Genomic DNA, 26,091 nt, shown 5'->3' on the forward strand with positions numbered 1-26,091 from the left:
ATATAACCCCAAGACGCTTCACCGTCTTAATACAATCCTCCGGTCGACCCCGGACGCTTGTCACTCGTTTACAACCCTCTGTGGAGCCGGCGCACCTGCGCTGCTCCCACCCCTTCCCTGGCGGCCATAGCGGCGTGGTACCACCTGATCCCATCCCGAACTCAGAAGTGAAACGCGCATGCGCCGATGGTAGTGTGGCTCAAGCCATGCAAGAGTAGGTCACCGCCAGGGGCTTTATCCTAAAAACCCGGTCTCATTGAGGCCGGGTTTTTTCTTTTGCGCATCGCGCGACCCGCAACAGGTCACCGCCAGGGGCTTTATCCTAAAAACCCGGTCTCATTGAGGCCGGGTTTTTTCTTTTGCGCTGTGGGAGCGGACCTGGCCGCGACGGCTCCTCGCCGCACGCCACAGGTCCTGCAACACCTCGCGACAAGCCGTCGCGCCCCACAGGCCGCCGTGTCGCGCGCTTGTGTGGGAGCGGACCTGGCCGCGACCGCTTCTCGCCGCACGCCGCAGGTCCTGCAACACCTCGCGACAAGCCGTCGCGCCCAGGTGCGCTCCAACGGCCGCCGTGTCGCGCGCTTGTGTGGGAGCGGACCTGGCCGTGACGGCTCCTCGCCGCACGCCTCAGGCCCTGCGGCACCTCGCGACAAGCCGTCGCGCCCAGGTGCGCTCCCACAGGCCGCCGTGTCGCGCGCTCGTGTAGGAGCGGACCTGGCCGCGACCGCTTCTCGCCGCACGCCACAGGTCCTGCAACACCTCGCGACAAGCCGTCGCGCCCCGGTGCGCTCCAACGGCCGCCGTGTCGCGCGCTTGTGTGGGAGCGGACCTGGCCGCGACGGCTCCTCGCCGCACGCCTCAGGCCCTGCGGCACCTCGCGACAAGCCGTCGCGCCCCGGTGCGCTCCCACAGGCCGCCGTGTCGCGCGCTTGTGTGGGAGCGGACCTGGCCGCGACCGCTTCTCGCCGCACGCCACAGGTCCTGCGGTCACGGGTATCGCGACAGCCGTCGTACTCAACGCCGCGCCCACGGCGCTACCGTGCCGATCTTTCTCAGCGAATCCGCTACAGTAGGCCCATGTATCTACAGACATTCGGACTTCGCGAGCCGCCGTTCGGCGACGCACCGGATCCGCGCTTCGCGTGCCTGTTCGCACGTGAGCGGGAGATCCTGGCGCACGTGGAATACGAGGTGGGTGCGGGAGCCTCCAGTGTCACGCTGATCACCGGCGATGCTGGCGTGGGTAAGACGCTGTCGTGCCTGCTGATTGAAGCCGATGCGCCGAATCACGGTGTCCGCGCCGTGCGTCATGGCGCCGGCGACTATGCGCTCGAGACCGTCGCCTGGCTCCGTTCGCTGTACGCCGGTTTCGGGCTCCCGCTGCCCCTGAGCGCCGACGCCAACACGCGCGAGCATCTCGTCGATGGGCTCGCCGCGGGTCTGGCGCGCCTGTCAAACCACGTCAATCACCGCTACCTCTGGATTCTCGATGACGCCGAAGAACTTGGCGATGACGATCTGTCGCTGGTCGAGCGGATTCTCGTGGCCAGCGAGAAAGCGGGCGCTCCGTTCCATGTGGTTCTCGCAGGCGAGTCGACCCTGCTGGAGCGCTTGTCCACGGACGGCGCGCCCACGATTTCGGCGCACATCCAGCGTCGTCTGAGCCTGCCGCCCCTGACCGATGAGGAAAGCGAGCGCTACGTCCGGCACCGCCTGCATGTCGCTGGCACGACGCAGATGCCCTTCAGCCGCCTCGGGCTGCGTAGCCTGCGCGACGACGGCAGAGGTAATCCCCGTCGTCTGAATACCCTGGCTCAGCGCGCCCTCGAGCGAGCGGCCGAGCGGGGCGAACAATCGATCGGCGAGCGCGCGCTGGGGTTCGTCGTGCGCGAAGCGTTGCCCGAGCACGCGCTCTACTGGATCCGGCGCTATCGCAAGGCGTTGCTGGCGGCCGCCGTGCTGGTCGCGATCATCGTCATCGGCGGCGCGGCGACCTGGTTCTTCACGGGCCACAGTCCTTCGCGGCCGAAGAGTCTCGTGACCGCCACACCCGAGCAGGCACTCGCGAAGTTCCACGATGCGCTCCCCTTGCCCGACGTCGGCAAACTCCGTGTCTGGGGCGAGCTCCTCGCGCGCTGGCAGGTCTCGTCCAAGGAGACGTCCGTCGCCAACGCCATCAACTGCGACGCCGTGATCTTCCCGGGCTTCGCATGCGTCAGCGGTCGGGGCTCGCTCGACCAGCTTCGGCGATTCGACCGGCCGATCGTGCTGGAGCTCGACGACGCCAACGCGAAGCAACAGGTGTTGCTGGTAGGCGCGGGCGATGAGGCGGTCCGGCTCTACCTCGGCGGGAAGTACGTCGAACTGACGCGCGAGGCCTTCGAACAGGTCTGGAACGGCCGCTTCTACGCCGTTTTCCGGGTGGATCCCGACATGCCCGGCAAGCTGTCGCGCGGCAGCAGTGGCGACGGGCTGGCATGGGCACTCGAGCGTTTGCCTCCGGACCCGGCGGCGGCACCCGGCACATCGCCGACGACGTTCGACCGGTCCGTGGAAACGCGCGTGCTGACGCTGCAGCGCCGTTTCGGCATCGCCGCCGATGGCGTGATCGGGCCGGAAACCATGTTCGCGTTGTCGTCCCTCGACACGAACGGACCACACCTCGCGCGCGGCGTGCCCTGAGCATGTTCGTTCACGTCGACACGCGCCGGCGCTCGCGGTTGTGCTGGGCGACGATACTCGTGGTGATCGTCTGCGTGGTCAGCTTCGTCGCGCTCGCACTGAGCAGTCGCGACGAGCGAACCGCGTTCATGCTCCGATGGGGCACCGTGCCCGCCCATCTGTTCGGAACGGGCTTGCCTTTGTGGGAGCAGATCAGCGACCCAGCCCTGCTGCGGCTGTTCACGGCGACATTCATCCATGCCGGCTGGCTGCACCTGCTCAGCAACCTTCTCTTCCTCGTCATCTTCAGCCTTCCGGCCGAGCGTAGCCTCGGCTCGCCGCGCTTCCTGCTCCTGTTCCTGCTTGGCGGCGTGGTGGGCAACCTGATCGGTGCGATTTCCCTGACCGGCGCGCGCGTCGCGATCATCGGTTGCAGCGGCGCGGTGTCGGCGGTGGTCGGGGCCTACGTGACCCTGTTCCCACGCACGCGCCTCGGTCTCGTGCTGCCGCTCGGGTTGTATCTCGAGTTCGTGCGCGTCCCCGCCTTCGTACTCATCGGCATCTGGGCGCTGGTGCAGTTGCTCTTCAGCTACGCGGGAGCCAGCTATGGCGCCGTCGTCTGGTGGACGCACATCGGCGGCTTCGTCTTCGGCATCGTCTTCGCGTTGTTCTCGCGCGGGGCGATCGCCCGGCGGCTACGCGGCTGACGTCTCGCGCCGCGCGAGCAGGTGCTCGCGAACGAAAAAGCGCAGAAGGCTCGTCGCGACCGGCGTCGGCGTGACGCTCGCGAGCAAGGTATCGGGGCATTGGCCTTCGTCACGCAACGCATCGTGCTTGCGGCGGATGTATGCACGCATGACCTCGGCGGAAAACTCCGGATGAAACTGCGTGCTCAGCGCATGGTTCCCGTATCGCACGAGATGATGCGGATCGCGATCCGAGCCGGCGAGGGTGCGTGCGCCGGGAGGCAGTTCCAGCACGCTCTGCTCGTGCGTCGCGTGGGCAGCGAACGTCGCCGGCAGGCCGGCACCCAGCACATCCGAGCTGGCGGCATCCTGTGTCGTAAGTGTCACCGTACCCATCTCGCGGCCGCCGCTCAGGTAGTCGACGCGGCCACCGAGGGCGTGCGACATCAGCTGGTGGCCGTAGCAGACCCCCAGCATCGGCAGGTCGACGTCCATCGCGTCGCGGATCCATCCCGCGGTGCGCTCGCTCCATGGGAGCTTTTCCGTGACCATCGAGGCCGACCCCGTGATCACCGCGCCGGCGCATTCGTCCGGATCGGGGAGGGGGTCGCCGTGCTGCACATCCACCACGCGCAGGTGAACGTCGCGAAGGCGAAGGCCGAGCCGGAACCAGCGGGGAAAATCACCGTGGCGTCCCGCGATGACGTCGGGTGCGCGACCGGTGCGAACGATCAGGACGGGCTTCATGACGTACTGTTTTCTTCGATCTCGGTGGGCGGGAGCACGTTGAGGACTTCGCGCACGGTGGTCAGTCCGGCGGCGACCTGCATCGCCGCCGATATCCGCAGCGGCTTCATGCCTTCCTTCAGGGCGGCGGCACCAAAGCGTCCGAGGTCGAGGTCCGCGGCGATCAGCGCACGCAGACGTCCCGACATCGGCATCATCTCGTACACGCCCGTGCGGCCGAGGAAACCGGTCTTGCGACACTCCAGGCATCCGACGGCCTCGAACACGCGGTCGGGTACCGGCACGTCCCACCCATGCGTGAGCACGCGCCATGCCTCCGGGTCCTGCGTCGCTACCGTCTTGCAGTGCGGACACAGCGTGCGCACCAGGCGCTGGGCCACCACGCCGGTCAGCGTCGACTGGATGAGGTAATGCGGCACTCCCAGGTCGAGCAGGCGGGTGACCGCGCTCGGCGAATCGTTGGTGTGCAGCGTCGACAGCACGAGGTGACCGGTGAGCGACGCCTGGACCGCCATCTGCGCGGTCTCGAGATCGCGGATCTCGCCGATCATGATGATGTCCGGATCCTGGCGCAGAAGCGTGCGGACGCCCGCGGCGAAGTCGAGGTCGATCGCCGGCTGCACCTGCATCTGGTTGAGGTCCGGGGACACCATTTCGATGGGGTCTTCCACGGTGCAGACGTTGAGTTCCGGCCGCGCCAGGTGCTTCAGCGTGGAGTACAGCGTGGTCGTCTTACCGGAGCCTGTCGGCCCGGTGACCAGCACGATGCCGTGCGGCCGCTCGACCATGCCGCGCCAGACCGCATCCTCGTCGGGCGAGAAGCCGAGCTGGGCGAAATCCTTCATCACGAGGTCGGGATCGAAGATACGCATCACGACCTTCTCCCCGAACGCCGTCGGCATCGTGGAGATACGCAGCTCGACCTCGCGCCCGCCGGCCGAACGCGTCTTGATGCGGCCATCCTGCGGCCGGCGCTTCTCGGCGACGTCCATGCGCGCGAGGATCTTCACGCGCGCCGTGACCGCCGCCATCACCGGCGGCGGCAGTTCGAACACCTTCTGCATCACGCCGTCGATGCGGAAGCGCATCTGTCCGGCATCGCGGCGCGGTTCGAGGTGGATGTCCGACGCGCGCTGTTCGAACGCGTACTGCAGCAACCAGTCGACGATGTGGACGACATGGCGATCGTCCGCGCCGACTTCGCCGGTCTTGCCCAGTTCGACGAGCTGTTCGAAGTTGATGATCTTCGATGGTTCGTTGCCCTTCGCGTCCTGCGCGAGCTGGATCGATCGCTGCACCCCGTAGAACTCGAGCAGGTAGCGATTGATGTCGATCGGATTCGAGACCACGCGGCGGACGTCGCGGCGGAGCATGTGCGCGAGGTCGTTCGCCCAGCCGGTGTCGAAGGGCTCCGCGGTGGCGAAGGTGACCTCGGAGGGCGACGCCGCCACGGGCAGGATCCGGTGCCGCTGCGCGTATGCGCTGCTGACGGCCTGGGTCGCCTGCGCGACGTTCACCTTCATCGGGTCGATCTTCAGGTACGGCAGGCCGGCCTTGCCGGCGAGCCACTCCACGAGGGTCTCGAGGCTGAGCGGCCGGCCCGGATCGCGCCCGTTCTCCACCTTGCCGTTGGCGATGAGCACGAGGGGATGCAGCTCGATCGCCGATTTCCCGCTGCGCGAACCCAGGCGGACGCGCTTGGCGTCCTCGCCCGTGAGGTATCCGTCGACCACCAGCGAGGCAAGCACCTCGTCCAGTTCCAACCTGCCGCGGCGGCCCAGTAGCGCGCCGTTCTGCGGATTGACTGCCATTGACGTCCGACCCCGTGTGAATCCCACGCCGCTATACTAGCCCGCTTTCCAAAGGACCCGGGAACCATGTCCGCGCCCACTTTCCAAGACGTGATCCAGACCCTGAACCGCTACTGGGCGGAGCAGGGCTGCGTGCTGGTGCAGCCCCTCGACACCGAGGTCGGCGCGGGCACGTTCCACCCGGCAACCTTCCTGCGCGCTCTCGGACCGGAACCCTGGGCCGCCGCCTACGTGCAGCCCTGCCGCCGCCCGACCGACGGCCGCTACGGCGACAACCCCAACCGCCTGCAGCACTACTACCAGTACCAGGTGGTGCTGAAGCCGAACCCGGACGACATCCTGGAGCGCTACATCGGCTCCCTGAAGGCGCTCGGCATCGATCCGCTGGTGCACGACCTCCGCTTCGTGGAAGACAACTGGGAATCGCCGACGCTCGGCGCCTGGGGTCTCGGCTGGGAGGTCTGGCTCAACGGCATGGAGGTGACCCAGTTCACCTATTTCCAGCAGGCCGGCGGCCTGGAATGCCGGCCCGTCACGGGCGAGATCACGTACGGCCTCGAACGCCTCGTGATGTACCTGCAGAACGTCGACAGCATCTACGACATCGTCTGGACGCACGCGCCCCACGGCGTGGTGACCTATGGCGACGTGTTCCACCAGAACGAGGTGGAGCAGAGCACCTACAACTTCGAGTACGCCAACGTTCCGGAGCTCTTCCACTGGTTCGACGTGTGCGAAGGCGAGGCCGTGAAGCTCATCGGCGCGGGCCTGCCGCTTCCCGCGTACGAGCAGGTCTGCAAGGCCAGCCATGCGTTCAACCTGCTCGACGCGCGCCGCGCCATCAGCGTGACGGAGCGCCAGCGCTTCATCCTGCGCGTGCGCACCCTGGCGCGCAGCGTCGCGGAGGCCTACGTCGCCCAGCGCGAGAAACTCGGGTTCCCCGGCCTGAAGAAAGACAAGGAGGCCGTCCATGGCCGATAAGCGACTGCCGCTCGTCATCGAGCTCGGCACCGAAGAACTGCCGCCGAAGGCGCTCGACGATCTCGCCGCCGCGTTCGCGCGCGGCGTCGTGGAAGGGCTGGAAAAGCGCGGCGTGGCCGGCGATTTCGCGGCGGCGAAGGCGTATGCCTCGCCGCGTCGCCTCGCCGTGCACATTCCCGACGTCGCGACCGCGCAGCCCGAACAGACGGTCGAGCGTCGCGGCCCCGCCGTCGCCGCCAGCGTCGGTCCCGACGGTGAGCCGGGCAAGGCGCTCGTGGGCTTCGCGCAATCCTGCGGGGTCGACGTCGCGGCGCTCGAGACGCTGGAAACCGACAAGGGCGCGTGGTTCGTGTACCGCGCCGTGAAGGCGGGGCAGCCGACCGCCGCGTTGCTGCCCGAGATCGTCACCGAGTCCCTCAAGTCCCTGCCGATCCCGAAGGCCATGCGCTGGGGCGACCGCGACGACACCTTCGTGCGTCCGGTGCACACGCTCCTGATGCTCCACGGTGCCGACATCGTCGAGGGCGAGATCCTCGGCCTGAAGAGCGGCCGGATCAGCAACGGCCACCGCTTCCACCATCCGCAGCCGGTGCATGTCGCCGATGCCGACAGCTGGCTCGACGCGCTGCGTGGCGCGCACGTCATCGCCGATCCGGCGGAGCGGCGCCGGCGCGTGCGCGACGAGGTGGCCCGCGTGGCCACTGGCGGGGTGCCGCGACTGTCGGAAGCGCTGCTCGATGAAATCGCCAACCTCACCGAGTGGCCGGTCGCCATCGCCTGCACCTTCGAGCGCGAGTTCCTCGACGTGCCGCCGGAGGCGCTCGTGACCACGATGGAAACGAACCAGAAGTTCGTGCCCGTGTTCGATGCCGATGGCCGCCTGACGGAACATTTCATCGGTGTGGCCAACATCGAGAGCCGCGACCCGGCCGAGATCCGCAAGGGCTACGAGCGCGTGATCCGTCCGCGCTTCGCCGACGCGAAGTTCTTCTGGGACGCCGACCTCAAGACGCCGCTGGCCGACCTGCAGGAGGGCCTGAAGACGGTCACCTACCAGCAGTCGCTCGGCAGCCTGTGGGACAAGACCGTTCGCGTCGCCGAACTCGCGCGCGTGGTTGCCAACCGCGTGGGCGTCGACGCCGGGCAGGCCACTCACGCGGCCGCCCTCGCGAAGTGCGACCTGCTCACGCGCATGGTCGGTGAATTCCCGGAGCTGCAGGGCGTGATGGGTCGCTACTACGCGACGCGCCAGGGTATCGCGACGGAGGTCGCCGACGCCCTCGACAGCTTCTACCAGCCGCGCTTTGGTGGCGACGCGATCGCCGCGGGCAAGGTTGGCCAGGTGCTGGCCGTGGCCGAACGCCTCGACACGCTGGCAGGCATCTTCGCCGTGGGCCTGAAGCCCAGCGGCAACAAGGACCCCTTCGCGCTGCGCCGCGCCGCGCTCGGCCTGGCCCGCACGCTGATCGAGGGCGGCATCGACATCGACCTGCGCGCCGCACTCACCGAGGCCTTCGATCTCGTGCCGGAGGCCGCCCTCGTGGCCGGCGTGAAGCCGGGCAAGGACGGCAAGGCGCCGCCCGTCGACATCGGCGCCCGCCGCCGCGAACTGGGCGACGAAGTGCACGGTTTCGTGCTCGAGCGCCTGCGTGGTTATTACGCCGATCAGGGCTTCTCGCCCGATCAGTTCGAATCGGTGCTGGCCGTGGCGCCCGCTACGCTGCCCGACTTCGACCAGCGGCTTCGCGCCGTGGGCGAGTTCGCTCGCCGCCCGGAGGCGGCGAGCCTCGCGGCCGCGAACAAGCGCGTCGCCAACATCCTGCGCAAGCAGGCCGAGGAAGCCGGCGCGTCCGCCATTCCTGCCAACGTCGATCCGGCGCACTTCGAAGTCGAAGCCGAGCGCGAACTGCATGCCGCGCTGGACGCCGCCCGTGCGGAGACGCGGGCCCTGCTGGCCGCGCGCGACTACACCGGCACGCTGGCCCGTCTCGCGGCGCTACAGGCGCCCGTGGATCGCTTCTTCGACGACGTGCTGGTCAACGCGGAGAACCCGGCGGTGCGTTCGAACCGCCTGGCGCTGCTGGCGCAGCTGAAGGCCAGCTTCGGCGCCATCGCGGATATTTCGCGGCTTTGAAAGGCGAGCGGTGCCGGTTGTCCCGGCACCGCGGCTTCGCGGAAACCTTCAGGCCGCCGCCGCGCCCGGCTCGCTCTGGACGCGGCCGACGACCGTGCGCCGGAACGCGACAATGCGGTCCGCGTAGTCGGCGTCGCCCGAGCGCCCGAGGATCGCATACATCTCCGCCACGAGGTCCGCATGCCGGACGGGCGAGAACCGGCTTCCCGCCATCTCGATGTCGGACTGCAGCAGCTTCATCGCGGCCGCGAGACGCGACGCGTCGAGCGTGCCGGCCTGCGCCGGGCCGCCGCTACGGTCACGCGATTCGGACGTATCGGTACGCGCGACATCTTCGCTCGTACCATCGAGGATCATTGGCCCCTCGCCGGCGGCGAGCCAGACCAGCGACAGGCCCAGGGTCTTCGCCATCGTGACGCAACGGCCGCGCGACGGATCGGTGTTGCCGTCGCGCCAGCTGCGGACCACGCCCTCCGAGAAACCGCAGCGGCGGGCGATCTCGCTGACGCTGCCGGACATCTTGATCACCGCCCGTACGCGGGTCGCGAACGATGAAGGCTGGGCGGAGCCATCGTGGGGCCGGACGTCCATGCCGCCGCTGGCGGCGTCGGCCAGGATGGAGCCCCGTGAGTTGTCATTCATGCGATGGAACCTCGTCATTCGGAAAACCGCCCCCCGGCGTCTCGCGCACAACGCGCGACCCATGGCTTCGGTGTACAGGAATTTCCCTTCGAAAGCCTTTCGCTTGAGAAGTTTCGCAAACTTGCGGTGCGCCGCTTGCGATGAGGCTCGAAATTCATTCGATTGCGGCAGCTTCAGGGCTGATTTCGTTAGGAATGTTTCCTAGGTCGAATTCCCAGATGTGCCAGAAGTCATGGTGGGTCGCCGCATAAGTGGCTGCCCTGGCGCACAATTTTGCGCGGCGTCATGAACCTGCCGCGTAAGTCATTGCGAAAGCAGGTTATCGGGGCGTGAAATTCGTGGTTGCCGAACCGCGAAACCTTACGTATATGTGAAGGCATCCGCGCGCGATCGCGGTGTGAGGGGGTGTCGTCGTCCTGCCGGGACGGCGCATTGCAAGGGGGAAACGCAAAGACCGTTCACGCGAATCCTGGCTCTGCCGGGACGGGATCGGCTTGCCATAAAAGGCATCGCATTTTGTTGCGATTCGTGATTTTTTCTAGGGGAGAGGTATTTGATGAACTCGCGTAACCATCGGGCGACGACCTTCGGTCGCCGCACCGCACTGGCCCTCGCCATCAGCATGGGCGCCATGTCGGGCGGCGCGCTTGCCCAGTCGAACGTGACCGGTTCGATCTTCGGCCAGGCCAACCCGCAGCCGGGCACGACCGTCACCGTGACGAATCCGGAAACCGGCTTCTCGCGTTCGATTCCGGTCGATTCGAGCGGCCGCTATCGCTTCAGCTCGCTGCAGCCGGGCACCTACAAGGTGACGCTGGAAAACAACGGCACCGTCGTCAGCACGCGCGACAATGTCGCGGTCACCATTTCCCAGGGTTCCGAAGTCTCGTTCGCCGCGCCGGCGTCGGCGACGGAGGCCAGCACGCTCGAAGGCGTGTCGGTCAGCGCCACGGCCATGCCGTCGATCGACGTGTCGTCGGTCGATACGCGCACGGTGCTCACGGCCGAGCAGCTCAACAAGCTGCCGATCACGCGCGACGTGCTCGCCGCCGCGCTGCTGGCGCCGGGCGTCATCGCCAACTCGAGCTACAAGGATGCCCTCGGCAATCCCGTGCCGAGCTTCGGCGGCTCCGCGTCGTCGGAGAACGCGTACTTCATCAACGGTTACGCGGTGACGAACCCGCTCACGTCGATCGGCCTGACCCAGCTGCCGTTCGATGCGATCGACCAGCAGCAGGTGCTCACCGGCGGCTACGGCGCCGAATTCGGCCGTTCCACCGGCGGCGTCATCAACATCGTGACGAAGCGCGGTACGAACGAGTGGCACGGCGGCATCTACACGATCTGGGAGCCGTCGGGCACGCGTTCGGACCAGCGCAACTCGAACTACCCGAATACCGGGTTCTATCCGTCGACCGACGGCACCATCTACCAGTACTACAAGAAGAACAAGTTCTGGCGCTCCACCGTCGGCGCCTACGCCAGCGGTCCGCTGATCAAGGACAAGCTGTTCTTCTACGTCGACGCGGAAATGAATCGTCGCGAAGGCCAGGGCATCGCCAGCAGCACGGCGGCCGGTGCGGTCACCTCGGCGACGGTCGGCCGTAACGGCTGGAACGAGTACAAGTACAAGATTCCCCGCTGGTTGGCGAAGATCGACTGGAACATCACCGAGGACCACCACCTCGAGCTGACGGGCGTCTCGGACAAGACCGAGTACACGTCGGATACCTACGGCTTCAACTACAGCGACAAGACGCACGGCTCGACCAAGAACGGCGGCCTGTACCAGAAGGACGGCGGTGAGCTCTACGTCGGCAAGTACACCGGCTACATCACGGACAATCTGACGGTCTCGGCGTTGTACGGCGAACAAAAGCTGCAGCACGTGTACACCCCGGCCGGCTACAACGCGGCCTGCCCGCTCATCACCGTCGCCACCGCCCAGGCTCGCGCGCCGGGCCTGACCTACGGCAGCTGCCAGACGGCGGGTGCCGCCATCCGTCAGCCGGGTTCGTACGACAAGACGCATGGCTGGCGCCTCGACGTCGAGTACCGCCTCGGCGACCACGACATCGGCATCGGTGCCGATCGTCAGGAAGCCACGTCGTTCACCGGTTCGGTCCTGCCGGGCGGCTACAACTGGCAGTACAACTTCCAGAACGTGCCGACCGCCGCGATCGACGCGGGTCACGGCGTGGGCTCGCCGGCCGCCGCCGGCGGCCTCGGTAACCGTGGTTACTACGTCACCCGGATCACCACCACCACCTCGGCCAAGGTGAAGACGGTCCAGGAATCGCAGTACATCGAAGACCACTGGCAGGTCACCGACCGCTGGCTGGTCTACGCCGGCCTGCGCAACGAGCAGTTCAGCAACTACAACCGCAATGGCGACGTGTACGCCAAGCAGCGTCATCAGCTCGCGCCGCGCCTCGGCGTTTCGTGGGACGTGTATGGCGACTCGACGCTGAAGCTGTACGCCAACGCCGGTCGTTACCACCTGGCGATGCCCAACAACGTCGCCGTCCGCGCGGCCTCGGGTTCGCTGGGTACGAGCGAGTACTTCACCTACACCGGTGTGGATCCGGCGACGGGTGTGCCGACGGGCCTGTCCCCCGTCCCGGTCAGCCAGGCGGCGGGCTACACCTGTAACGGCTCGAACGCCGTGTCGGCCAACCTCGAGTGCGGCCAGGTGCCCAACCCGAAGACCGTGGCCGCGCGTGGCCTGAAGTCGCACTTCCAGGACGAGTACATCGCGGGTCTGGACCAGGCGATCACCCCGACCCTGAACTGGGGCGTCAAGCTGACGTGGCGTCAGCTGCGCAGCGCGATCGACGATACCTGCACCCCGGCACTCGGCGGCGCCTGCTACCTGTTCAACCCGGGTCGCGGCAACACCTTCCTGCAGGAGAACGAGGACGGTTCGCTCGAGGCAGTCCACTACTCGAAGGACGAGCTGCTCCTGCCGGACCTGAAGCGCAAGTACTACGCCGTCGACCTGTACCTCGAGCATCCGTTCGCCGACAAGTGGTACGGCCGCATCGACTACACCTGGTCGCGCAGCTACGGCAACACGGAAGGCCAGCTCGCCTCGGACCTCGATACGGGTAACGGCGGTCAGGCCGACGTGTCGGTCACGCAGGACTGGGATCTGCCGCAGCTCATGGTCGGTGCCAACGGCCGCCTGCCGAACGATCGTAAGCATCAGATCAAGGCGTTCGGCTACTACCAGCTGACCGACGACCTGCGCTTCGGTGCGAACCTCAACATTTCCTCGGGCCGCCCGAAGAACTGCACGAGCTTCTACCCGACCGCCGACCGCGGCCTGTACAACGGCTCGTTCTACTACTGGTGCGGCCTGCCGGGTACACCGGGTTACTCGTTCTCGCCGCGCGGTTCGCACGGTTCGACGCCCTGGACGTACATCGTCAACCTCAACGCCGCCTACACCCCGTCGTGGCTGGACAAGCACCTGACCTTCCAGCTCGACGTGCTGAACGTGTTCAACAAGCAGACGCCCACGTCGTACAACTTCCGTTACGCGCAGTCGCGCACGACGGTCAGCCCGCTGTATGACCGTGAGCTCAACTACCTCGATCCGCGTACGGTCCGCTTCACGGCCCGCTACGACTTCTGATCGGGCAAGAAAGACACGAAAGTTCGTAAAACAAGAAGAGTCCCGGGGTGGTGTTCCACCCCGCGGGCGACAAAAAAGCTCTCCCCAGATCGCCCTCGGCCGCCCGGCCGGGGGCTTTTTTTCTAGGAATGATTCCTAGGCCGAATTCACTCTCTCGTGCGGACCCGAAACGTGTCGCACGCCTAAGTGGTTGTGACGAGAGGCGATTCGAACGCGGCGTGACGATGCTGTCGCGCGAACAACTGCGTCGACAAGTAAAATTTCGGTGAAAAATGCGTATTGCGGAGACGCGACCGCCTTTCGTATATGTGATCCAGGCCACGTTACCCGTGGCATTTCGGGGGCGGGATCCTTTCGCGGATACCGTTGTTTTGAGGGACCTTTCAGTACCGAACCGTGCATAAACCTGGCGCAGGCCGGGGCGGGTTCGGCTTGCCGGAAATCGCTCGTTTGGCGATGCGGTATTTTTCTCGGGGAGAAGCAACATGAGTTCGCGTCAATATCGATCCGCGCTGGGGCGCCGGACTGCTCTGGCCATGGCCATCGGCCTCGTCACCATGTCGGGCGCGGTGTTCGCGCAGTCCACGGTCGGTCGCATCACCGGTCAGGCCCAGTCGGGCGACACCGTCACCGTGACGAGCAACACCGGCGTGACCCGCTCGACCACCGTCGATCCGTCGGGCAAGTACACGGTCGACAACCTGCAGACGGGTACCTACAAGGTTTCGGTCAGCCGCGGCGGCGCCGTGGTCGACTCGCGTGACAACGTCGGCATCGTCGTCGGCGCCGGTACCACCGTGAATTTCGCTGGCGCCACCACGGCCGCCGATACGTCCAATCTCGAAGGCGTGACCGTTTCGGCCAACGCGCTGCCGTCGATCGACGTGTCCACCGTCGATTCGCGCACCGTCATCACGTCCGAGCAGCTCGCCAAGCTGCCGCTGGCGCGCACTGCCGAAGCCATCGCGCTGCTGGCGCCGGGCGCCGTGGCCGGCAGCTCGTTCTTCGTCGGCCCGACCGGCAACCCGCTCGTTTCGATCGCGGGTAGCGCGGTGACCGAGAATGCTTACTACATCAACGGCTTCAACACGACCGATCCGCTCAGCGGTTTCGGCGGCATCACGCTGCCGTACGGCGCGATCGACCAGCAGGAAGTGCTGGCCGGCGGCTACGGCGCGGCGTACGGACGTTCATCGGGTGGCGTCATCAGCCAGGTGGGTAAGCGCGGCACGAACGAATGGCACTTCGGTGGCCAGGTGCTGTGGGAGCCGAAGGGCACGAAGGCCAGCCCGAACAATTTCTACCGTCGGATCGGACCGCTTGCTGGCCAGATCTATGACGACAACAAGGACGACAAGTTCTGGCGCACGACGTACTCGGCCTACGCCGGTGGTCCGCTGATCAAGGACACGTTGTACGTCTTCCTTGCCGCCGAGCAGGAACGCCGCCAGGGCGACGTGACCACCAGCGTCGCCGCGCCGTTCGTGTACAAGCAGAACTACCGCAATCCGAAGTACTACGGAAAGATCGACTGGAACATCACCGACAGTAATATCCTCGAACTGACCGGCGCGTCGAACAAGCAGAACTACGATGCATCGATCTACGATTTCGACTACGCCACGCACACCCGCGGCGATTATGTCGGCAAGGACACGGCGGGCGCTCCGCAGAACAAGTCCGGTGCGGACGTGTACAGCGCGAAGTTCACGAGCTACATCACCGACGACCTGACGCTGACCGCCCTCTACGGCAAGATGAAGGGCACCTACTACACTGCTCCTGCAGGCGAGACGGCGCTTCCCTCGATCCTCGGTTCAACGTTCCAGAATCCCGCCTATACCGGCGGCTCGCCCATCACGAATGCGAACCCGTCGGCGCAGGTCGCCGATCCGCGGCACAAGTCGACCAACACCAATCTGCGTATCGACCTTAGCTACCGCGCCGGTGATCACACGATCACGGCGGGTATCGACAACCAGAAGGTGCTCGACAAGAACGACGGTATTACAACGTCGGGTCCGGGCTACGCGTGGGAATACGATCAGATCGCTCCCGGCACGCCGATCATCGGCCGGTCGCCGACCGACGCCGCCTATGTCGCACCGCCCGGCGGCCAGGGCTATTACGTCGCCCGCTACGTCTACAGCACCGCGGCGTCGGTGCGCACGACGCAGCGCGCGCAGTACATTGAAGACTCCTGGCAGGTCAACGACCGCTGGTTGGTCAAGCTCGGTCTGCGCAACGACCAGTTCACGAACTACAACCAGAACGGTCAGGCTTACCTGCGTCTGACGACGCCGCAGTGGGCCCCGCGCCTCGGCGCGACCTGGGACGTCAATGGCGATTCCAGCCTGAAGATCTATGCCAACGCGGGTCGTTATTTCCTCGCGCTGCCGGCATCGGTCGCGCTCCGGTCGGCCGGCGCGTCGCTCTACACCCGCGAGTACTTCAACTACACGGGCATCGATGCCAACGGCGTGCCTCAGGGGCTGACGCCCATCTTCAGCAGCACGGGCGGCCCGATCTCGGCCAACCGCGAGTACGGCATCCCCCGCGATCCAAAGACCGCCGCCGGTACCAACATCAAGTCGCAGTACCAGGATGAGTTCATCCTCGGTTTCGACGCGGCGCTGACCGACAAGTGGACCTACGGCGCGAAGGCGACCGTGCGCAAGCTGCGCAACGCGATCGACGACGTCGGCGATGCCGGCGCCATCGAAGCGAAGATGATCCGTCAGGGTATCGATCCCGACACCATCGGCGACATCCAGGGCAGCTACCTGTTCAATCCGGGTCGCGCCAATACGTTCCTCGTCCCGAACACCAACGGCGGCTACTACAGCGTCGACATGAACAACGAGGACTTCGGGTTCCCGCACAGCAAGCGTAATTACTACGGCCTCGAGCTGTACCTCGATCACGCGTGGGACGGCAAGTACCAGGTCCGCTTCGACTACGTCTACTCGAAGAGCTACGGCAACTCGGAAGGCCAGGTCCGTTCGGACATCCGTCAGGACACGGTCTCGGCGACGGTCGACTGGGACTACGCGGAAGTCATGCAGTACGCCAACGGCGAACTGGCCAACAGCCGCAAGCACCAGTTCAAGGTCTACGGATCCTACCAGATCGCACCGGAGTGGCTGGCCTCGGCCAACATCCTGATCTCGTCGGGTGCGCCGAAGAGCTGCCTCGGTTTCTACGGGCCGGATCAGACGAATCCCAACCTGGGCTATGGCTCCTTCTACCACTGGTGCGAAGGCACGCCGTCGCCGCCGGGCAAAGCGGGCCACAACCCCTGGACCTACATCGCGACCGGCTCCATCGAGTACCGCCCGACGTGGGCCGACAGCAAGCTGGGCTTCAACGTCACGGTGTTCAACATCTTCAACCAGCGGAAAGCGACGCAGATCTATCCAATCCGCGGCAGTACGGACGAACCGAACGCGCGCTACGGAGTGCCCATCTATCAGACGACCCCGCGTTATGCCCGCGTCGGCATCACGTACGACTTCTGATCGAGAAGCGCACAGAGCGAAGGTAAGCAGCTACAAGAAGAAACGTCGGCGGCGGGGAAGGGAGGCCTCCCGCCGGCAAAGGCATCCATGCCTCCCCAGATCGCCCTCGCCCCTGCGGACGAGGGCGCTTTTTTGACGGAACTGTTTCAATTCTAAGTAAAAATCCCTGAGATTCAGGGAATTGCTCCCGCCGCTGGAGCCGATATGGCGTTAGAAAAAACGCCGATCCCGTGTAAATAATTTGTTGACACGGTGGTCGGCGTACGCCTATGTTCGGCGTCGACGATGCTGAGTTCCCCTTTCCTGCACCACTTGAAAGGCTGGCGTTCAGCGAGTCCAAGGCTTGTCGGGAGCGTTTCCTGAAGGGTGGTGCCGCGACTCTGGGAGGAGTCGGTCGCCGGTTGGTCCCCCAAGAACACGCGAACCGAGGAAGCCACTTTTTTTCCGGCCTCGGTCGGTTTTGCTTGTTTTTTTGGGCCCGGTTCGGGCCGATCTGGGGAGATTTGCATGAGTTCTCGCAGCATCCGGCAGGCATCCGTCCTGCGTCGTTCCTCGCTGGCGCTCGCGCTGGCGATGGGCATGGGCCTCACGGGTAACGTGTTCGCCCAGGCCACCACCGGTAGCCTGTTCGGCACGGCCGAACCGGGCGACACCGTTCAGATCCAGAGCTCCACCGGCGCGACCCGCTCGACGACTGTCGGCGAAAACGGCCGTTACTCGTTCGGCAACCTGCCGCTGGGTAGCTACAAGGTCAGCCTGATGAAGGGCGGCGCCGTCGTCGACTCGCGCGACAACGTCGAGCTGCGCGTCAACGCCGGTACGGACGTCTCGTTCTCCGCCGCGGCCAGCGCCTCCAGCGCGTCGAACCTCGAAGGCGTGACCGTCGTCGGTACCGCGCTGCCGCCGATCGACGTCTCTTCGGTCGACTCGCGCACCGTCATCACGCAGACCCAGCTCAAGCAGCTGCCGCTCGGCCGCAGCGCCGAAGCGATCGCGCTGCTCGCCCCGGGCGTGTCGCCGGGCGTGACGGGCACCGGCCTGCAGAGCCCGACGGGCCAGGCCCTCGTTTCGTTCGCCGGTTCGTCGGTCAACGAAAACGCTTACTACGTCAACGGCATGAACACCACCGACCCGATCAACGGTTACGGCGGTATCGTCCTGCCGTACGGCGCGATCGACCAGCAGGAAATCCTGACCGGTGGTTACGGCGCGCAGTACGGTCGCTCGGCCGGTGGCGTCATCAACGTCGTGGGTCGTCGCGGTACGAACGAATTCCACTTCGGCGGCCAGCTGCTCTTCACCCCGAAGTGGGCGAAGGCTGATCCGCGCAACATCAATTACGCGAAGGGTTCGCCGGACGAAGGCGAGCTGTACCAGTACCGTCGCGACAACAAGGACTGGGAAGCGATCGCTTCGGCCTATGCCGGCGGCCCGCTGATCAAGGACACGCTGTTCGCGTTCGTCGCCGTCGAAGGCGCGCGCCGCGAAGGCCGTAACGTCGGTTCCGTGTCGACGACCCGCGTGACGGATTACCGTTACGACGATCCGAAGCTGTACGGCAAGATCGACTGGAACATCAACGACAGCAACATCCTCGAGCTGACCGGTGCGTCCTACAAGGACGAGTACTCGGGTGGCATCTACGGCTACGACAACGACACGAACACCCGTGGCGCGTACCGTAACGCCGCGACGATCGCGAACACCAAGCAGACCATGTGGCTGGCGAAGTACACCAGCTACATCACCGACACCCTGACGTTGACGGCGCAGTACGGCAAGCAGAAGACCGCTTTCTACACCCAGCCGGCCGCGACCGATCCGAACCTGATCTACATCACGGGCGCGGGCAACCAGAATCCGGCACTCAACGGCGGCGTCGCCGGCGGTATCGCGAACGCGCAGAACCTGCGCGACATCGAAGATCCGCAGCACGAGAGCAAGGGCACGAACTACCGCGTCGACCTGGCGTGGACGCTCGGCGACCACACCCTTTCGTTCGGTATCGACAACCAGAACACCCGTGACAACAACGACGGCACGTACGTCTACGGCAACGCCGGTTACTCGTGGTCGTACGGCACCGTGCAGGAAGGCCGCACCACCATCGCGGGTGGCCAGGTCGCCGCGCCGGTCGGCACGCCGTACTACGTCTCGCAGTACCGCATGGTCACGGCGGCGAGCGTCCGCGTGAAGCAGCGCGCGCAGTACGTGGAAGACAAGTGGCAGGTCAGCGACAACATCCTGCTGTCGCTCGGCATCCGCAACGATCAGTTCACCAACTACAACAGCGGCGGTCAGGCCTACATTTCGCAGATCAAGCCGCAGTGGGCCCCGCGTCTGGGCGGTAGCTGGGACGTCTACGGCGACAGCACCTTCAAGGTGTACGCCAACGCCGGTCGTTACTACCTCGCGCTGCCGGCCGCCCCGGCCCTGCGCGGTGCCTCGGCTTCGTACTACACGAACACGTACTTCTCGTACACGGGCATCGATCCGGCCACGGGTTACCCGACCGGCCTGACCCCGCTCAACACCGTTCGCGGCGTGGGCGCTCCGATCTCGACCAACAACGAATACGGCCAGACGCCGGATCCGAAGGTCGTGACGGCGAAGGGCGTGAAGGCCGAGTACCAGGACGAGTTCATCGCCGGTTTCGACAAGGCGCTGGGCGCGAACTGGACCTACGGTGCGAAGCTGACCTTCCGCAAGCTCGGCAACGCGATCGACGACTATTGCGACACCGGCGTGGTGCAGGACGCGTTCGCGGCCAAGGGCTACGACGTCGATTCGCAGAACTGGGACGCCGTGGGCTGCTACCTGTTCAACCCGGGTCGCGCCAATACGTTCTCGGTCGGTAACGCCGCCGGCGGCTACGATTCGATCACGCTGTCGAACAAGGACCTCGGGTTCCCGCACCTGAAGCGCAAGTACTACTCCGCCGAGTTCCACCTCGAGCGTCAGAAGGGCGACGGCAACTGGTGGGGCAACATCAGCTACACCTACTCGAAGCTGTACGGCAACTCGGAAGGCCAGGTCGACACGGATGCCGGTACGCGCAGCGATCCGTCGGTCACCCAGGCGTGGGATAACGCCCCGCTGATGGTGTACTCGAACGGCAAGCTCGCCAACGACCACACCCATGCGCTGAAGGCGTACGGTGCCTACCAGATCACCCCGGAGTGGATGGTCGCGGGCAACATCGCCATCGTCTCGGGTGCGCCGCGTAACTGCTACGGCGGTTTCGGTCCGGAGCAGGAAGACGCGGGCTACGGTGTCGATTCGTACCACTGGTGCAACGGCCTGCCGTCGCCCCCGGGTTCGGGCAGCCGCCTGCCGTTCACGCACACGGTCTCGCTGAGCACGGAATACCGTCCGTCCTTCGCCGACCACAAGCTGGCCTTCAGCGTGGAAGTCTTCAACCTGCTCAACGAGCAGCAGAAGCTCCAGTCGTCGCCGTACTACGGTGTGTCGTCGGCTCCGGATCCGGAGTACCGCCGCGCCCTGCAGTACCAGACCCCGCGCTCGGTCCGCTTCGGTGTGACCTACGACTTCTGATCGAGGAAGTCGCGATCGATCGCCCGCGTAGGCGGGCGCATCGATCGGGTAAGAAAAACGCCACCTTCGGGTGGCGTTTTTTTTGCCCGCCGCCAAGGAACGCGTTTGGTGGCAAGAAGTTACGTGTATTCGGCAAACCTGAGCGGAAGCTTGCCGACCCGTTCGCGAAACGCGAGGTCTGTCCGGTCCGTCACTTGACTTTTACAGCGGCGCATTTGCCGGTATGCTCCAAGGTTCCCCCCGGAAGTCCTTGCGGCCATGCGCCGGCGTATCTTCCGTGACCCACGACCGTTCCGCTCCTTAACGAGGTTCGACCATGCGCAGGATTATCTTGTCGCTCGCATCCGTGGCCGCACTGGCGGCCCTCGCCGGCTGCAGCGGCTCCGACAACAATGGCCAGTCCACGGCCGCGTCCGCCAGCACCAGCGGCGGCGATGCCGCCCCGGCCGCGCCGGCCAATGCCGTCACCGGCACGGTGACGCTGCGCGACGCGGGCGCACAGCTCAGCCCGGACGCCAAGCTGGAGCTCAAGCTCCTCGACGTCTCGGCCGAAGGCTCGCAGCCGCTCGCCACCAAGACGTTCGCGCCGGTCACGATTCCGCAGCAGTTCCAGCTGGACTTCAACCCGTCGGACCTCAACCCGAACGACATGTACATCCTCGAGGCCTCGCTGCAGGACGGCGAGCGCCACTACTCCTCGCCGCTGAAGACCCCGGTCCTCACCAAGGGCGCGAAGAACGTCGCCAACATCCAGCTCGTCGGTGAAGCCACCCCGGGCGAGAAGGAACTGGCGGGCTTCAATAGCGTCAAGAAGAACATCGGCGGCATGAAGGTCACCCAGGGCACCGCGCTGAAGGAAGGCGAATCGCGCGGCTGGCAGATCTTCAAGAAGGGCAACGACGTCGTGTTCGTGATCGAGCTCGTCGACTACGGCGACAAGGGCTTCACCTCGACGAACTACGCCTACAAGGACGGCAAGGCCTGGGTGATCGTGCAGGAGAAGAAGTCCAGCAAGGACGCGAAGCCGAACTCGATCGAGCGCGCGGGCTGGAACGATGCCGGCGAACTCGTGCTGAAGCAGAACGAAGCGGGCGGCAAGGTCGACACGCTCTCCGACGACGACGCCAACAACCTGCGCAAGCAGGCCGAGGCGATGTACTCGAAGGCCGGCGGCAAGAAGTAAGCGCCATTCGCGGTGCAAGAAAAAGCCGGCCAAGTGCCGGCTTTTTTTGTGGGAGCCGATCGTATCGACGATCCCGCGGCAGTGGGCCATCTCGCCGCAAGCACCCATCGCGGATGCGATCCGTTCCCACCCTCCGGTAGGGGCGGAACGAAAAACGCCGGCACATGGCCGGCGTTTTTCATCGTGCGAAGCGCGTTGGATCAGAACGCCATCTTCAGCCCGAGGTTGAGGCCGTTGTAGCGCTGCGTGTCGTCCGCGAAGCGACCCGTGTAGCTGACCCAGCCGCTCCAGGTCTGGTTGAAGTCGGCCGTGACGCCCACGTCGGCGGTCGCCCAGGTCTTGTCCGGGGTGAAGCCCTGGATGCTGAAACGGCCCGCCATGTTGACCAGGCCGGCGGTGACGAAGCGATCGTCGGCGCGGCCGTCGTGGTTGTAGGCGACTTCGACGAACGGATGCAGCGTCGTGTTGCCCGACTGCCATGCACCCTGCAGGCGCCAGCCGGCGGTCTCGATGCGGGCATTGCGGGTCTGCTTGTCGAAACGCATCGCCGTGCTGGCGTTGCTGCGCTCCGTGTAGCCGAACACGCGCAGCTGCTCCCACTCGACCGACACGTACGGGCCGGTCTTCAGCGTGTCGCTGCCGAACCACCAGCCACCCGTGAGGCCCGCACCGACGTGCGAGCCGTCGGTCTTGCCGGTCTCGGTGCGGCGAGCGGCGCCGAGGTCGATGCGGCGATCGATGTCGGTGAAGCTCAGCTGGCCGAAGCTGACGTAGCTGCCGACGTAGCCGCCGCCCGCATGGTAGAACGCGTAGCCCGAGCCGGCGATGTCCTGCATCTTGTAGCCGCCGCCGCCCTGGAAGTCCGCCTTCGACTGGGCGATGCCCATCGCGACGCCCACGGAGACGTTGTCGTTGACGCGCGCGTCGGCGCCGATCGTCAGGTTGACGTTGTCGCTGTCGGTCTTGGGCGAGGTGTCGGTGGTCTTGAATTTCTGCTGGCCGTAGTCGACCGCCGCGAACACGCGCGACTCGGCGCCGAAGTTGTCGGCCATCATCTGGTTGCGCAGCGTGCGCACGTGCGCGGCGTTCGACGCCAGGCCGGCTTCGCCGAGCAGCGAGATCTGCTGCGGCGCCGTGATCACGGCGATCGCGTACTGGCCGAGCAGCGCGTGCGCCGCGTTGGTCGGATGGATGCCGTCGGCGAACAGGTAGGTCGCGGCCGCGTTCGGATCGCGCAGCGTGGCCGGCGAGCAGGTGATCGAGCTGGCCGTCGTGCACGCCGGGACGGTGACGTTGGTGAAGCCGTACGTGCTGGGGCTCGCGATCACTTCGTTGAGCAGGCCGTACGTGTCGATCGGCACGATGCCCTTGTTCGCCTGCGCGAGGCCACCCGACAGGACGCCGTTGTACACCTGCGCCAGCTGCGTGATGCCCGCCGACGCGGCGGCGCCCTGCGAGCGAGCCGCCGGGGTCTTGCCGACATCGGGCAGATTGAACACGACGATCGTCTTCGCGCCGGCGGCCTGCAGCGCCTTGATCTGGCCCACCTCGTTCGTCGCCGCGGTGGCGACGACGGTCTGCGCCGTGGCCGGGTTGCCGGCGGCGGCGAGCAGGTCGTTGGCGCCGATCCACATCGTGTACAGCGCGTTCGGGTTCGCCTTGCCACCGTTGGCGGCCAGGTACTGCTGGACCTGCGTGGAGGTCGCCGGCACCGGGTTGGCGATCGCCGCGCGGGCGCCGCCGAACGCGTAGTCGGTGCCGCCAGCGAGCGACGGGGTCAGCGTCAGGTTGAAGTGCTTCGCGATGTTCTCCACGGCGACGGTGCCGGGATTCGTGGTGAAGCGCGAGACGACCGGCGAACCGGACAGGATCGCGACGTTGCCGTTGTCGCTCAGGCTGTCGCCGAACGAGACGATCTGCTGATACCCGTCGGCGTGCGCCCCGGCACTGAAGAGAAGGGCGGCACCGATGGCACCGGCGAGATGGCGAATACGCATGTGTTTCACTCCGTGTGGGGCGTTAGAGAATCGTTACGGTAATGGAAAGCCATACGGCAGCGCATGCTGCGCCGCCGCAGGTCGTGCCTTGCGGTGTCGGATGGTGTCTTTGAGGCCTGTCGGCCCGGGCGGACTGCGTCGCCGCCGTGTCTGTCCCCTGAGGAAAATCGGGGGCTGCTCGCCCCCGATGGCCGGATCCGCTTATTTCTTCAGGGCGCGCGAGAACGCGTCGGCGAAGGCGCTGTTGGCGGGTGCCGGCGTCGCCTTGGGCGGCTGCGGACCGCGACCGCCCTGGCCGCCTCCGCGACGGTTGCCGCCGGGGGCGTCGTCGCGCTGTGCCGGGCGACCCGTGCGGGCTTCGCCGGGGACGTCGTCGAGGCGCATGCTGAGGGCGATGCGCTTGCGCGGCAGGTCGACCTCCATGACCTTCACCTTGACGATGTCGCCCGCCTTCACCGCGTCGCGCGGATCCTTGACGAACGTGTGCGAGAGCGCGGAGACGTGCACGAGGCCGTCCTGGTGCACGCCGATGTCGACGAACGCGCCGAAGGCGGCGACGTTGGTCACGCGGCCTTCCAGCACCATGCCCACGGTCAGGTCCTTCAGATCCTCGACGCCTTCGGCGAAGCTCGGCGCGACGAACTCGGGGCGCGGATCGCGGCCGGGCTTTTCCAGTTCCTTGAGGATGTCGCGTACGGTCGGCACGCCGAACGTCTCGTCGGTGAAGTCCTCGGGCTTGAGGGAGCGCAGGAACGCGGTGTCGCCGATGACCTGTTTCACCTCGCGGCCGCACTGCTTGAGGATGCGTTCGACGACGGGGTAGGCCTCGGGATGCACCGAGCTGGCATCGAGCGGGTTGCTGCCGTCGCGGATGCGCAGGAAGCCCGCGCACTGTTCGAACGCCTTGTCGCCGAGGCGCGGCACCTTGAGCAGGTCCTTGCGGCTGGGGAAGGGGCCGTTCGCGTCGCGATGCTTCACGACGTTTTCCGCCACGCCCGACGACAGGCCGGCGACGCGCGCGAGCAGCGGGGCGGACGCCGTGTTGACGTCGACGCCGACCGCGTTCACGCAGTCCTCGACGCGCGCGTCGAGCGCGCGGGCGAGCTTCACCTGGTTCACGTCGTGCTGGTACTGGCCCACGCCGATCGCCTTGGGCTCGATCTTCACCAGCTCGGCGAGCGGATCCTGCAGGCGTCGCGCGATGGACACCGCGCCGCGGATCGACACGTCGAGTTCGGGGAATTCCTTCGACGCCAGTTCGGAAGCCGAATACACCGATGCGCCCGCTTCGCTGACGACGACCTTCGACAGCTGGAGGTCCGGATGCTTGCGGATCACTTCACCGACGAGCTTGTCGGTCTCGCGCGAGGCGGTGCCGTTGCCGATCGCGACGAGATTGACGCCGTGCTGCTTCGACAGCTGCGCGAGGCGCGCGATGGACTGGTCCCACTGGTTGCGTGGCTCGTGCGGATAGATCGTGTCGTAGGCGAGCAGCTTGCCGGTGGCGTCGACGATCGCGAGCTTGCAGCCGGTGCGGATGCCCGGGTCGAGGCCCATGACCGTCTTGGTGCCGGCGGGCGCGGCGAGCAGCAGGTCCTTCAGGTTCTCGCCGAACACGCGGATCGCTTCGTCCTCCGCGCCTTCGCGCACGCGGCCGAACAGGTCGAGCGTGAGGTGCAGGTGCAGCTTGACGCGCCACGCGAGGCGCACCGTCTCGCGCAGCCAGGCATCGGCGGCGCGGCCGCGATCGTGGATGCCCGCGCGCGCCGCGACGCGGCCCTCGCCCTCGGCGTGGCCCTGTTCGGGATCGAGGCCGGGGTTGAGGTCGATCTCGAGCACGCCTTCGTTGCGCGCGCGCATCAGCGCGAGCAGGCGATGCGACGGAATCTTCGCCACCGGCTCCGCGTGGTCGAAGTAGTCGCGGAACTTCGCGCCTTCGTTCTCCTTGCCGGCGACGACCGTCGCGCGGATCTGCCCCTTCTCCCACAGCCAGTCGCGCAGCTCGCCCACGAGCGCGGCGTCCTCGGCGATGGTCTCCATCAGGATCGCGCGCGCGCCGTCCAGCGCGGCGCGCGTGTCGGCGACGCCCTTCTCCGTGTCGACGAAACCGGCGGCGAAGGCCTCGGGCTCGAGCGTCGGATCGTCGCGTAGACCCAGCGCGAGCGGCTCCAGGCCGGCTTCGCGCGCGATCTGCGCCTTGGTGCGGCGCTTGGGCTTGTACGGCAGGTAGAGGTCTTCCAGGCGCGCCTTGGTGTCGGCGGTGAGGATGTCGGCGCGCAGCGCATCGGTCATCTTGCCCTGCTCGACGATGCTGTCGAGGATCGCGGCGCGACGGTCTTCGAGTTCGCGCAGGTAGCGCAGGCGTTCTTCCAGCAGGCGAAGCTGCGTGTCGTCGAGACCGCCGGTAACTTCCTTGCGGTAGCGCGCGATGAACGGCACGGTGGCGCCGCCGTCGAGAAGCTCCACCGCCGCGCGCACCTGTTCGGTCTTCGCGGCGATGTCCTGGGCAATACGTTGTTCGATGCTCTGCATGTCGTTC

General features: G+C 66.3%; 13 protein-coding genes and 1 rRNA gene. 9 read left to right on the top strand and 5 right to left on the bottom strand.

The window, feature by feature from the left end; genetic code table 11:
• Positions 1-116: 116 nt before the first annotated feature.
• From rrf to J2X58_RS15685, 3 genes are all read left to right on the top strand, one after another.
• Positions 117-231 (top strand): 5S ribosomal RNA (gene rrf, locus J2X58_RS15675).
• Between the two features lie 552 nt (positions 232-783).
• The gene (locus tag J2X58_RS15680) at positions 784-2,682 is read left to right on the top strand and encodes an AAA family ATPase (RefSeq protein ID WP_310049231.1); all 1,899 of its coding nucleotides are present in this window, start codon (positions 784-786) and stop codon (positions 2,680-2,682) included.
• 2 nt (positions 2,683-2,684) lie between these two features.
• Positions 2,685-3,368, top strand: a complete 684-nt coding sequence (locus tag J2X58_RS15685) for a rhomboid family intramembrane serine protease (protein WP_090057817.1) — start codon at positions 2,685-2,687, stop codon at positions 3,366-3,368.
• Here J2X58_RS15685 and J2X58_RS15690 read toward each other — a convergent pair.
• Both J2X58_RS15690 and J2X58_RS15695 read right to left on the bottom strand, forming a co-directional pair.
• On the bottom strand, positions 3,357-4,094 hold the full coding sequence (locus tag J2X58_RS15690) for a glutamine amidotransferase (RefSeq protein WP_310049232.1): 738 nt from the start codon (positions 4,092-4,094) through the stop codon (positions 3,357-3,359). The genes J2X58_RS15685 and J2X58_RS15690 overlap by 12 nt on opposite strands.
• Positions 4,091-5,905 (bottom strand): GspE/PulE family protein, encoded by a 1,815-nt coding sequence (locus J2X58_RS15695; protein ID WP_310049233.1) that lies wholly within the window; start codon positions 5,903-5,905, stop codon positions 4,091-4,093. Before J2X58_RS15695 ends, J2X58_RS15690 begins: the two co-directional genes overlap by 4 nt.
• A gap of 66 nt (positions 5,906-5,971) precedes the next feature.
• On the opposite strand from J2X58_RS15695, the gene glyQ reads away from it, so the two are divergent.
• Both glyQ and glyS read left to right on the top strand, forming a co-directional pair.
• A complete protein-coding gene (glyQ, locus tag J2X58_RS15700; RefSeq protein ID WP_090057809.1) occupies positions 5,972-6,886 on the top strand; it encodes a glycine--tRNA ligase subunit alpha in 915 nt (304 codons plus the stop codon).
• Positions 6,876-9,020 (top strand): glycine--tRNA ligase subunit beta, encoded by a 2,145-nt coding sequence (gene glyS / locus J2X58_RS15705; protein ID WP_310049235.1) that lies wholly within the window; start codon positions 6,876-6,878, stop codon positions 9,018-9,020. Before glyQ ends, glyS begins: the two co-directional genes overlap by 11 nt.
• A 48-nt stretch (positions 9,021-9,068) precedes the next feature.
• Here glyS and J2X58_RS15710 read toward each other — a convergent pair whose 3' ends face one another.
• Positions 9,069-9,662 carry a helix-turn-helix transcriptional regulator gene (locus tag J2X58_RS15710; protein WP_310049236.1) on the bottom strand — a complete coding sequence of 198 codons (594 nt, stop codon included), beginning with the start codon at positions 9,660-9,662 and terminating at the stop codon, positions 9,069-9,071.
• Positions 9,663-10,218: 556 nt separating this feature from the next.
• Between J2X58_RS15710 and J2X58_RS15715 the strand changes: the two genes are divergently transcribed.
• The 4 genes from J2X58_RS15715 to J2X58_RS15730 all read left to right on the top strand — a co-directional run bounded on the left by J2X58_RS15715 (position 10,219) and on the right by J2X58_RS15730 (position 21,555).
• Complete coding sequence (locus J2X58_RS15715) at positions 10,219-13,299, top strand: TonB-dependent receptor (protein ID WP_310049237.1); 3,081 nt, start codon at positions 10,219-10,221, stop codon at positions 13,297-13,299.
• Between the two features lie 485 nt (positions 13,300-13,784).
• Positions 13,785-16,817, top strand: a complete 3,033-nt coding sequence (locus J2X58_RS15720; protein ID WP_310049238.1) for a TonB-dependent receptor — start codon at positions 13,785-13,787, stop codon at positions 16,815-16,817.
• Positions 16,818-17,324: 507 nt separating this feature from the next.
• Positions 17,325-20,372 carry a TonB-dependent receptor gene (locus J2X58_RS15725; RefSeq protein ID WP_090057800.1) on the top strand — a complete coding sequence of 1,016 codons (3,048 nt, stop codon included), beginning with the start codon at positions 17,325-17,327 and terminating at the stop codon, positions 20,370-20,372.
• Positions 20,373-20,688: 316 nt separating this feature from the next.
• Complete coding sequence (locus tag J2X58_RS15730) at positions 20,689-21,555, top strand: DUF1481 domain-containing protein (RefSeq protein WP_090057797.1); 867 nt, start codon at positions 20,689-20,691, stop codon at positions 21,553-21,555.
• Between the two features lie 200 nt (positions 21,556-21,755).
• Here J2X58_RS15730 and J2X58_RS15735 read toward each other — a convergent pair whose 3' ends face one another.
• Both J2X58_RS15735 and J2X58_RS15740 read right to left on the bottom strand, forming a co-directional pair.
• The gene (locus J2X58_RS15735; protein WP_090179977.1) at positions 21,756-23,552 is read right to left on the bottom strand and encodes an autotransporter domain-containing protein; all 1,797 of its coding nucleotides are present in this window, start codon (positions 23,550-23,552) and stop codon (positions 21,756-21,758) included.
• Positions 23,553-23,753: 201 nt separating this feature from the next.
• Positions 23,754-26,084 (bottom strand): Tex family protein, encoded by a 2,331-nt coding sequence (locus tag J2X58_RS15740; RefSeq protein WP_310049240.1) that lies wholly within the window; start codon positions 26,082-26,084, stop codon positions 23,754-23,756.
• Positions 26,085-26,091: the final 7 nt, after the last annotated feature.

Source organism: Luteibacter sp. 3190, assembly GCF_031456385.1.
GTDB lineage: Bacteria > Pseudomonadota > Gammaproteobacteria > Xanthomonadales > Rhodanobacteraceae > Luteibacter.